The organism is Streptomyces sp. NPDC054872, assembly GCF_053610705.1.
Window position 1 is genome coordinate 65110 of sequence record NZ_JBSGYY010000047.1, and the last position, 11155, is coordinate 76264.

At 70.6% G+C, this 11155-nt stretch carries 7 protein-coding genes; 6 read left to right on the forward strand and 1 reads right to left on the reverse strand.

The window, feature by feature from the left end:
* The first annotated feature begins 6 nt into the window (after positions 1 to 6).
* Genes ACWGIH_RS37975 through sbnA form a run of 4 tightly spaced genes read left to right on the forward strand, consistent with a single transcriptional unit; the run spans position 7 to position 5587 of the window.
* Positions 7 to 2478, forward strand: coding sequence for a non-ribosomal peptide synthetase (locus ACWGIH_RS37975; RefSeq protein ID WP_453450242.1), 2472 nt, complete (start codon positions 7 to 9; stop codon positions 2476 to 2478).
* Positions 2479 to 2483: 5 nt separating this feature from the next.
* Positions 2484 to 3488, forward strand: a complete 1005-nt coding sequence (locus ACWGIH_RS37980) for a TauD/TfdA family dioxygenase (protein ID WP_453450243.1) — start codon at positions 2484 to 2486, stop codon at positions 3486 to 3488.
* A 46-nt stretch (positions 3489 to 3534) separates the two neighbouring features.
* Positions 3535 to 4575: a 2,3-diaminopropionate biosynthesis protein SbnB gene (gene sbnB / locus ACWGIH_RS37985; protein WP_453450244.1), complete on the forward strand. Its 1041-nt coding sequence runs from the start codon at positions 3535 to 3537 to the stop codon at positions 4573 to 4575.
* A 13-nt stretch (positions 4576 to 4588) separates the two neighbouring features.
* A complete protein-coding gene (gene sbnA, locus ACWGIH_RS37990) occupies positions 4589 to 5587 on the forward strand; it encodes a 2,3-diaminopropionate biosynthesis protein SbnA (protein WP_453450245.1) in 999 nt (332 codons plus the stop codon).
* Here sbnA and ACWGIH_RS37995 read toward each other — a convergent pair.
* The gene (locus ACWGIH_RS37995; RefSeq protein WP_453450246.1) at positions 5569 to 6051 is read right to left on the reverse strand and encodes a hypothetical protein; all 483 of its coding nucleotides are present in this window, start codon (positions 6049 to 6051) and stop codon (positions 5569 to 5571) included. The genes sbnA and ACWGIH_RS37995 overlap by 19 nt on opposite strands.
* 233 nt (positions 6052 to 6284) lie before the next feature.
* Between ACWGIH_RS37995 and ACWGIH_RS38000 the strand changes: the two genes are divergently transcribed.
* Positions 6285 to 6500 carry an MbtH family protein gene (locus ACWGIH_RS38000; protein WP_453450247.1) on the forward strand — a complete coding sequence of 72 codons (216 nt, stop codon included), beginning with the start codon at positions 6285 to 6287 and terminating at the stop codon, positions 6498 to 6500.
* Between the two features lie 125 nt (positions 6501 to 6625).
* Positions 6626 to 11155, forward strand: a 4530-nt coding sequence (locus ACWGIH_RS38005) for a condensation domain-containing protein (RefSeq protein WP_453450248.1), incomplete at its 3' end; no start/stop codon positions are given.

Here is an 11155-nt window from a genome sequence, read left to right on the forward strand (position 1 = left end):
GGCCCCATGCCGCACGACACCATGGACGCAACAACCGTTTGGCGGGCCCGGGTACCCGAGCCGCTCGCGCTCGCGCTGCGAGCCCTGTGCAAGCGTTCTGGAGCGTCTTTGGACGCCGTGCTTCTCGCCGCCTGCGCCAAGGTCCTGGCGCAGGTCACGGGCGACCGGACGGTGGTCGTCGGCCTCTTGGCGCCGACGTCCGTCGGCGCCGGGGACGCGGTGCCCTGCCGGGTGGACGTCGGCGATGACACCTGGCGCCTACTCCTGGACGACACGGCCCGGATCCACTCCGGCGTCCTGCGCCACCTCCCCGACTTTACCCGGGAGAGCCGCACCGGCGGCGACGGCCCGCTGTACGACACTCTGTTCGTGACCGGCCGCGCCCCCGCTGCCCAGGACCTCGCGCCGGACACCGTCCTCGCGGTCGGCCTGACCCGGGACGGCGACGGGCCTGCCGTCGTCCTTCGCCACCGCCCCCAGGTCGTGGGCCCGGACCAGGCGGGCCGGATCGCCGGATATCTTCTCGCCGCCTTGGACGCGCTGGGCACCATCCCGGACACGGACCACCACACATGGAGCCCCCTCACCCCCGACGAAGTCGCCCACCAGACACACGGGCTGGCCGGACCCGCGCGCGACCTGCCCGGCCTGCGTGTCCACGAACTCTTCGAGGAGCAGGCGCGGCGGCGTCCCGACGACATCGCCGCCGTCCACAACGGCACCTCATGGACGTACCGCAGGCTCAACCGGCGCGCCAACCGCATCGCCCACGCCCTCCTCGACGCCGATCTGCGCCCCGAGGACGTGGTCGCCGTCGTGACCGAACGCGACCTGGAGTGGCTGGCGGCCGTCCTCGCCGTCCTCAAGGCGGGCGGCGTCTACCTCCCGGTGGAACCGCACTTCCCCGCCGACCGGGTCACCGACATGCTGGAGCGCAGCGACTGCCGGCACGTGCTCACCCGGCAGGGCGTCTCCCGAGGCCTCGCGGAGGCGTCGGCGCGGCTGCCCGGCGTGTGCGTCGACGATCTCGACGACCTCACCGAGGGACCGGACACCAACCCTGGCCTCCTGGTGGGCGCGGACCAGAGCGCGTACATCTACTTCACGTCCGGCTCGACCGGGGCCCCCAAGGGCGCCGTGTGTGAGCACGCGGGCTTCCTCAACCACGTCCTCGCCAAGAACGACGACCTTGGCATCACGGCGGGCACGGTGGTGGCGCAGACCGCGCCCCAGTGCTTCGACATCTCCCTGTGGCAACTTGTCGCGGCCCTCACGGTCGGCGGGCGCACCGTGGTCGTCGACCAGACGGCCGTCGAGGACGTAGCTCGCCTGGTCGAAACCCTGGCCGATGAGCGCGTCGAGGTCCTTCAGGTCGTACCTTCCTACCTGGAGACGATGCTCACCGAACTCGACCATGCACCACGCCCGTTGCCGTGGCTGCGCTGTGTGTCGGCGACCGGTGAGGCGCTCAAGAAGGAGCTGGCCGAGCGCTGGTTCGCGGCCTTCCCGGACAAGGCGCTCGTCAACGCGTACGGACTAACCGAGACGTCGGACGACACGAACCACGAGGTGATGACGGCCGTTCCGGACGCCGCCTCGGTGCCGCTGGGCAGGCCCGTCGCCAATGTACGCGTGTACGTGGTCGACGACGGCCTGCGGCACGTCCCGCTCGGCTCGCCGGGCGAGATCGTGTTCTCCGGCGTATGTGTGGGGCGCGGCTACGTCAACGACGAGGAACGGACCGGCGCGGCGTTCGTCCCCGACCCGCACGTCCCCGGCGCCCGCCTGTACCGTTCTGGCGACATCGGACGCCGACTGCCTGACGGAAACCTGGAGTTCCTCGGACGCCGCGACGCGCAGGTCAAGCTCCGCGGCTTCCGCATCGAGATCGGCGAGATCGAGAACCGCCTCCTGACGGTGCCCGGCGTGCGCGACAGCGCCGTCGTCGTGACCGGCTCCGGCGGTACCGGTCGGCTCGTGGCCTTCTGGACCGGTGCCGCCGACGCGACCCCGGACACCCTCGCGGCTGCGCTCGGACGGACCCTGCCCGCGTACATGGTCCCCGGCCATTTCCACCGCCTGCCCGAGCTGCCGCTCACCGGCAACGGCAAGACGGACCGAAAGGCCCTGGGCCGCCTTGCCGCTGAACGCGCCACCGACGACGCCGCGCCGGGCACCGCCGTCGCGGCGGGCGAGGCACCGCGGACGGCCGCTGAGCGACGTGTCGCCGCGCTGTGGGCCGAGGTCCTCAAGGTGCCCGCTGAGCGCATCGGACGCGACGCCGACTTCTTCGGCCTCGGCGGCACCTCGCTCTCGCTCGTCCGCCTGGCCATCGCCCTCGACCGCTCGCTCACTCCCCGCGAACTGCGGGACACCCCGCGACTCGCGGACCTCGCCGCGCTCCTCAACGGCGACGCCGCGACCCCGGCGCACCAGGCCGCGACCGCGGAACCCCACAGCACGACGACGGACGGCTGAACCCCATGACGGATACCCCCTCGCCCGGTGGCACCGCTCCCGGCAGCTCTCTCCCCGATGGCTCCCGGGTCATCCTCGCCGAGGGACGCACCCCCGTTCTTCAGCCCCCGGGCGACGAGGTGCCAGCGAAGGATGTGCGCCAGGCTCTCGACCGGCACGGCGCCGTCCTCGTCCGCGGTCTCGGCCTGAGCACGGCTGCAGATTTGGCCGCAGTCGCCCACGCCCTCGACGTGACCCCGATGCGTGAACGCGAGAGCTTCGCCGCTCGCCACGACCTCGGACACGGCGTCTACTCGGCGTCGCTGTGGCCGGCCGACGAGCCGATGTGCATGCACCACGAGCTGAGTTACTCGGTCGAGGTCCCGGCCATCGCCCTCTTCGGTTGCCTGCGTGCGCCCGACAGCGGCGGCGCGACCGGCGTGGCCGACGCCCGAGCCGTGCTCGGCGCCCTGCCCGCCGAGCTCGTTGAGCCCTTCGAACGGGACGGTTGGCTGCTCGCCCGGCACTACGGGGACCTCGGACTGAGCTGGGCGGATGCCTTCGGCACCGAGGACGTCGACGAGGTGTCCGCGTACTGCCGCGACCACGACATCGACCACCAGTGGCTGGCGGACGGCTCGCTGCGCACGTTGCAGCGCAGGTCGGCCGTCGTCCGGCACCCCTTGTCGGGGGAACGCCTATGGTTCAACCAGATCGCGTTCCTCAACGAGCTGACGATGGACCCGGCGGTCAGGGAGTACCTTCTCGCCCTCTACGGCCCGGACGCGCTGCCCTTCACCACCCGCCGCGGCGACGGCACCCCCATCCCGGAATCGGTGATCGAGGCCATCAACGCCGCCTACACCGCCGCAACTTGGCGGGAGTCGTGGCGGACCGGCGACGTCCTCGTCGTGGACAACCTGCGAATGGCGCACAGCCGTGAGGCTTACGCGGGCGAACGTGACGTCGTCGCGCTCTTCGGCGACCCAACGCGGCTGCCCGGCCACACGCGGCACGCGTCGGTCGGCTGACCGCCAGGAACCGCAGAACCCCAGGAAACCCCAGGGAGCCTCTCCAATGCCCGAGCAGTACCCAACACCATCGTTCTCCGTGATCTCCGGAGCCCAGGTGCAGCACGTCCTCGACGGCCGGCACCGGGAGGTGGTCGACCTCATCGAGGCCGCCTACCGGTGGCATGGCGGAGGCCAGACCGTGAACCCACCCTCCTACTTCCTGCGCTTCCCCGACCGGCCGTCGTCTCGCATCATCGCCCTGCCCGCCTCGGTTGGCGGCGACGCGCCCACCGACGGGCTGAAGTGGATATCAAGTTTCCCCTCGAATGTCGAGCGGGGCATCCCGCGGGCCTCCGCGGTCCTGATCCTCAACGACCACGACACCGGCTACCCGCTGGCCTGTCTGGAGAGCTCCATCATCAGTGCCGCGCGCACCGCGGGCTCCGCAGCGCTCGCCGCGGAGAAGTTCGCTGAGGCTCGCGGTGGCGCCCGCCCCGCCCGGATCGGGTTCTTCGGTGTCGGCCTGATCGCTCGCTACGTTCACGCGTATCTTGCGGGCACGGGCTGGGAGTTCGACGAGATCGGCGTGCACGACCTCTCCGCAGAGCACGCCGCCGGATTCGGCGACTACCTGCGCCGCGCCGGCGAGACCGGGCCGGTCACGGTCCACGACGACGCCGAGTCGCTGGTCCGCTCCTGCGACCTGGTGGTCTTCGCGACGGTGGCCGGGACGCCGCACATCACCGAACCCGCGTGGTTCGCGCACAACCCGATGGTCCTCCACCTGTCGCTGCGCGACCTGTCACCGGAGGTGATTCTCGCAGCAACCAACGTCGTCGACGACATCGAGCACTGCCTCAAGGCCGACACCTCTCCGCATCTCGCCGAACAGCGCGTCGGCACCCGGGATTTCGTCACCGGCACGCTCCATGACGTCCTGACCGGCGGCCTGCCGTTGGACGCCGATCGGCCCCTTGTCTTCTCGCCCTTCGGCCTCGGCGTGCTCGACCTAGTGCTCGGCCGACACATCTACGACACCGTCGCGGCGGCCGGCGACCTGCACGTCGTCGACGGCTTTTTCCACGAGATGCGACGCTACGGCTGAGGCAGGAGGCCACGTGCCGATCATTTCGGCGCCCCATGAGTTCAACCAGGACGACTTGTACGTCGATCTCGGTGCCGTGCTCGACATGCCCCTATTCCTCAAGTGCGAGGGGTTCAATTTCACCGGATCCATCAAGCAGAAGGCCGCCGTGGAAATGGTGGAGGCCGCCGAACGCAACGGCCTCATCGCGCCGGACTCCGTCCTGGTCGAATCATCGTCGGGAAACCTCGGGATCGCGCTGAGCGTCATCGCCGCCGCCAAGGGGTACCGCTTCGTCTGCGTCACCGACTCCCGCTGCAACCTGGCGGCTAAGCGCCTCATGTCGGTGCTCGGCGCGACCGTGCACACCGTCACCGAACCCGACCCCGAGGGCGGGTTCCTCGCCGCGCGCATCCGCCACGTACGCGGACTCTGCGCGGCAGATGACCGAAACGTGTGGCTCAACCAGTACGAGAACGCAGCGAATTGGCGGGCGCACTACCTGCACACCGCGCCCGCCGTCGACCGCTCCTTCCCTGACCTGGACGTGCTGTTCGTCGGGGCGGGCACCACCGGCACGCTGATGGGGTGCGCGCGCTGGTACCGCGAACACCGCCCCGGCGTACGCGTCGTGGCCGTGGACAGCGTGGGATCTGTGGCGTTCGGGCACCCGCCGGGGCAGCGCATGATTCCGGGGCTCGGCTCCGGCGTCCGGCCGCCCCTCCTGGACGAGACGTTCGTCGACGAGGTCATCCTCGTGCCCGAGCGCGAGGCGGTACGGATGTGCCACCGTCTCGCCGGCAGCGGATTCGTCCTCGGCGGGTCCACCGGCACCGTGGTCAGCGGCGCCGGGCAGTGGCTCGATGCGAACGCCCACCGCGGCCGCCTCACGTGCGTGGCGATATCGCCGGACATGGGCGAGCGATATCTCGACACCGTCTACCAAGAGAACTGGGTGGAGGGGATCTACGGCCGCGAGGCGCTGCAGGCGGCGCGGCCGGACCCGAGCGGGCGTCAGAGCAACCGGATCTGACTACGTTCGGTTTCACTCAGTGTCGCCACATAGCAGTACGAGGCGCGGCCCGTGGAGAGGAGCGGCGCGTCGTGGACGCTCGCCACGTGCGTGGAGTGGCAGGCTGCGAGGACCTCCGGGCCCTCGATGCGCCGGTCGACCGACCGGGCGTACAGCTTGCCCGCCGACGTCGCGTCTTGCGGGGTCAGTTCCACCAGTTCGACGCCGGGGAGGCCGAGCAGGTGCTGCACGGCCGTACCGACGCCGGACTGATGTGATTTCGTGCAGTATTCGTCCCAGCACGTGCGCATGGCGCAGGAAACAGCGAAAGTGACGGCGGGTATCACGAGACGAAGTTCTCCAGCGCTCATAGCGGTTTTGACGGAGGACGCGGCCGAGGAGTGGCCGACCGCGATCTCGTACAGGGCAAATGAATCGGGTACTGCGCACCCGTCTGATGTTCCCAGAAGGTCGTGCAGCTTCACTGAGGCTCCCCTCGGTCTCCGGGCAGTTTGTGTGACGGAAGGCCAAAGGATAGCCGCCGATAGCCCCGGGAAGACCTCCGTCCGCGCATGAGAATCCAGGAATGACCGCACGATATCGAAGTGATGAAACCCCGTGATGAGATGAGTTCCTTGGGCTTGTGGACACGGTCGGACCGGCCGCGAGGACGCCTGATCCACGTTGCCGGCCCCACTATCGAAATCGAGGTTGTGGTGTGACGAACCCCTTTGACGACACCGAGGGAAAGTTCCTCGTCCTCATGAACCAGGAGGAGCAGTACTCGCTGTGGCCCAGCTATATCGAGGTGCCCCAGGGGTGGCGGACCGTCCTTGAGGAGACGGACCGCGACATCTGCATCGAGTTCATCGAGAAGAACTGGACCGATATGCGTCCCAAATCCCTCCGGGACGCAATGGACGCGCACGCCTGAGGAAAGAAGACCGAGCCAGGACGGGCCACCCGTGCGGTGCCACCCGTCCTGGCTCGATTCTCTTTCCTCCCCTTCTTTCCGTTCCTCCCTTTTCCGTCGTTCACAACTCATGGGGCAGGTAGCAGGTGTCTGACGCACAAGCCACTCGTCGACCGTTGTCCGCCGCGCAGCACGGCGTCTGGTTCGCCCACCAGCAGGGACTCACCGACCTGGACTTCAGCCTCGCGCAGTGCGTCGACATCCGTGGCGCGGTCGACGCGGATCTCTTCGGAACCGCCGTCGGTGCCGCCCTGACCGAAGCCGAGGCCTTGCGCGTCCGCTTCACCGAGGACACCGACGGCGTGTGGCAAACCCCCCTGCCCGTCCCCTCGGACGCCCTGACGTACCGTGACGTCTCGGCGGAGCCCGATCCCACCGAGACTGCCCTGCGCTGGATGCGCGAGGACCGCGCCCGCCCCGTCGACCTGCTCGCCGAGCGGCTCTACGACCTCGCCTTGTTCCGGCTCTCGCCGGACCGTCACCTCTGGTACACGCGCGCCCACCACGCCGTCGTCGACGGCCACGGCGCCGCCCTGTTCACCCGCCGCGTCGCCGAGCTCTATACCGCCCTAGCCGAACAACGCATCTGCGAGGACGCGACGTTCGGCACGCTCGCCGCGCTCGTCGAGGAGGACGACGCGTACCGCGCGTCGCCGGACTTCGCCAAGGACCGGACGTATTGGGAGAACCAACTCGCCGACCGCCCGGCGCGGTTCAGCCTCTCGCGGCGCACCGCCACGTCGCGCGGCTCCTCGCTGAGGGCCACCACCGGCCTCGCCGCGGACCTCAACGACGGCCTCATCGCCGCCGCCCGCACCGCCCGCACCCACTGGTCCGTCGTCCTGACGGCCGCCGTCGCACTCTACGCCCACCGCATGACGGGCGCCGACCGAATCACGCTCGGCTTCCCCGTCACTGCGCGCACCACCCTCAACGCCCGCCGCACCCCCGGCATGACCGCGAACGTCCTGCCCCTGCGGCTCGTCGTCAGCGCGGACGACGACTTCGGGCAGCTGCTCGCGCACACCACCGGGGCCGTCAAGGAGGCGCTGCGCCACCAGCGGTTCCGCCAGGAAGAACTCCAGCACCACTTCGCGCCGTCCCCCGACGCCTCCGGCTCCTTCGGGCCGCTGGTCAACATCATGGGCCTCCAGGACGGCCTGGCCTTCGGCGAGCACCCCGCCAGGCTCCTCAACCTCGGCAACGGCCCCCTAGATGACCTGGCCTTCGACGTCTACGGCACGGCACGCGGCGAACAGCTCGTCATCCACCTCGACGGCAACGACACCCTCTACACCGCCGATGAACTCACCTTGCACCTCGCCCGGTTCGAGCACACCCTTGCCGCGGCCCTGGCTGAGCCGGCCCGCCCCGTCGGCCAACTCGACGTGGTCCCCGCCCCGGAGCGCACGCTGCTCCTCGACACCTGGAACCCCGCGGCCGCGCAGGAGCAGGGCCCGGCGCCGGCCGAGCGGGTCGCCGAGCAGGCGCGGCACACCCCGAACGCGCCCGCGGTCATCGCGGGGGACAGCGTCCTCTCTTACGCGCAGCTCAACGCCCGCGCCAACCGCGTCGCCCGCCTTCTCGTCGCGCACGGCGCGGGCCCGGAGCGCACCGTCGCGGTGGCCGGGACCCGGTCCGCCGATCTGCCGGTGGCGCTGCTGGCGGTCGCGAAGGCGGGGGCGGCGTGCCTGGTACTGGACGCGGAGACCGACGGCGGTTGCGACGCGGATGCCGGCGAAGGCGCCCGCGCGTACCCCTCTGCGTACGCCGACGTCGTGGCAGCGGCCCGGACGGTGTGCGTGCTCACCTCCGAGAGCGCGCCGGAGCAGCAGGCCCCGGCCCTGCCGCGCATCGCCCTGGGCGAGCCCCGCACCGAGAAGGCACTTGCCGACCTGTCCGACGCCGACATCACCGACACGGAACGCACCGCGTCGCTCCTGCCCTCTCACCCCGCGTACGTCAGCCGCTCGACGGGCCTGATCACCACGTACGCGGCCGTCGGCGACCAGCTCGCGCGGTTGGGCACCCGCCACCCGCAGGGCCCCGGCGACCATGTCCTGCTGGGGACCGCGCCGCAGTGGGAGTGCCACTGGGCGCTGGTCGGCGGGGCGACGCTCGTGGCCGCCGAACACGCGTCGGCCTCGCGCGACGCGGCCCGCGTTGCCGCCGGCCTCGCTGCGGACATCGCAGGTCGACGCATCTCGACCCTGCACACCACACCCACCGTGCTCGCCGCTCTGCTCGCCCGCCTCGACGAACCGGGCACGGAGGCCTACCCTTCCCTGCGCACCGTGGTCTGCGACGGCGAACCCCTGCCGGCCCACCTCGCCGCCCGCTTCCGTGACCTACTGGGCGACGTGACCCTGTGCAGCGCGTACGGGCCCGTGGGCACCGCAGTACATGCCACGGCCGTGGCCGGCGAGACCTCGGCTGAGCCAGGCGGCGCCTCGATCGGCAGGCCCCTGCCCGGCATCCGGGTCTACGTCCTGGACGCCTTCCTGCGCCCGGCCCCCGTGGGCGTGACCGGCGAACTGTACGTCGGTGGCGCCCAGTCGACGCGCGGCTTCGCCGACCGTCCCGGAGCGACCGCCGAGCGTCTCGTCGCCGACCCGTACGGTGCGCCGGGTGAGCGGATGTACCGCAGCGGCGACCTCGCACGCCGTCGCGCCGACGGAACGCTCGAACTGGCTGGCAGTACAACCGGGTTCGGCTCCCTTGCGGACTCCGACGCGTCGGTCGCGGCCGTCGTCGCCGCCCACCCACACATCGGCCACGCGGTGGCCGTCGTCCGCGAAGGCGCGGAGGGGGCAGCTGTCGCCACCGCCTACGTCGTGCCGCGCGCTGAGGCCGCGGTCGATCCGGAGGCGGTCCGTCTCCACGCCGCCGAGCGCCTGCCCGAGGCGCAGGCGCCGACGTCCGTGGTCGTGCTCGACGCGTTCCCAGTCACCGCCCGGCACACCCTGGACCGCGCGGCGCTGCCGCTGCCTGCGCAAGTGACGGCCGTACCGGCCCGCCGCACCGCCCGCACCCCGCGGGAGGAAGCGCTCTGCCGCGCGTTCGCCGAGATCCTCGGTGTCGACATACCTGGCATAGACGACAGCTTTTTCGAGCTCGGCGGCCAGTCCCTGACGTCCATCCGGCTGCTCAGCCGCGTCCGCACCGACCTTGGCGTCGAACTGCCCGTGCGCGCTCTGTTCGAGGCACCCACCGTGGCCCGGCTGGCACGGCACATCGAGGACGTCGAACAGGCTGCTCGTGTCGATGTGCTCACTCTCACCGGCCCGGTCCCCGCGGAGCGCCCCGACCGGCTCCCGCTCTCCTTCGCGCAGCGCCGACTGTGGTTCCTCAATCGTCTCGAAGGACCGGCGTCGACCGCGTACAACATGCCGTTCGCCGTCCGTCTCACCGGCCACCTGGACGACGAGGCCCTGGCGGCGGCGCTGCGGGACGTCGTCCTACGGCACGAGTCGCTGCGAACCGTTTTCCCCGAAGGGCCGGACGAGGCGCCCTACCAGAAAATCCTGGGCCCCGACGAGATCCCCGCGGACCTCCTGACCACGGCCTCCGCGACCGCGGGCGCTCTGCCCGACGAGCTCACCCGTGCCGCGGCCGACACCTTCGATCTAACGCGGGAACTCCCTCTGCGTGCGACGTTGTTCACGCGTGGCGCGACCGAGCAGGTGCTGCTCCTGGTGATGCACCACATCGCGGGCGACGGCTGGTCGATGGTCCCGCTGGCACGGGACCTGGTGGCGGCGTACGAGGTGCGCGCGGCGGGGGAGACCCCGGACTGGAAGCCGCTGCCGGTCCAGTACGCGGACTACACCCTGTGGCAGCTTCGCACCCTCGGCGTCGAGAGCGACCCGACGAGCCTTCTTTCCCGCCAACTTACCTACTGGGCACACATGTTGGCGAGCCTCCCCGAACACCTCGACCTGCCTGCGGACCGGCCCCGCCCCGCCCTGCCCTCACACCGAGGCGAGAGCATCCCGGTCGAGATCTCCCCCGCGACGCACTGCGCCCTCGCCGCCCTGGCCCAGGAGTGCGACGCCAGCCTCTTCATGGTGGTGCAGTCCGCGTTCGCGGCGTTGTTGTCGCGGATGGGTGCGGGTACCGATATCCCGATCGGTACGCCGATCGCGGGGCGTACGGACGAGGCGCTGGACGATCTGGTCGGTTTCTTTGTGAACACGCTGGTGCTGCGGACGGATCTGTCGGGTGATCCGACGTTCCGTGAGCTGGTCGGCCGGGTGCGAGAGACGGACCTGGCGGCCTACGCGCATCAGGATGTGCCGTTCGAGCACCTCGTGGAGACCCTGAACCCGGTCCGCTCCATGGCGTCCCACCCGCTGTTCCAGGTGATGCTCGCCTTCCAGAACAACGCCGCGCCCCACTTCGAGCTCTCTGGCCTCACCACCGACATCGACCAACTCGACACCCAGACGTCCAAGTTCGACCTGCTCCTGAATATCACCGAGCTGCGTGATGATGCCGGTGAGCCGGCGGGCCTTTCGGGGGTCCTGGAGTTCTCCGTTGATCTGTTCGATCGGGGGACGGTTGAGGGTTTGGTGGAGCGGTTCGGTCGGGTGTTGGCCGGTGTGGTGGCGGATGCT